1 protein-coding gene is annotated in these 261 nt (G+C 64.8%); it reads right to left on the minus strand.

Annotated features, from left to right (window positions below; genetic code table 11):
- The coding region (locus AC0IYH_RS32280) for a tryptophan 7-halogenase (RefSeq protein WP_471838400.1) at window positions 1-261 on the minus strand (261 nt) is incomplete at both ends.

Here is a 261-nt window from a genome sequence, read left to right on the forward strand (position 1 = left end):
GTCGGTGTCGGTGCGCTTCGTCAGCGCGTAATGAAGCTTCAGGAAATCGACGATCCGGCCCCAGCGATACAGCGTCGTGTCGTTGAAGCGGCGCGCGACGACGGGCATCACCTCCCGACAGGCGGGCATCTGTTCGGCGATCATCTTCGCAGACAATTCGATCAGCACAATCGCGGAGGCTTCGAGCGGTTCGAGGAACCCGGCGGCGAGGCCGACCGCGACGCAATTGCCCTTCCCGAAGGTTTCGCGGTGGCCGGCGCG

The organism is Pseudomonas sp. AC463 (assembly GCF_979253585.1).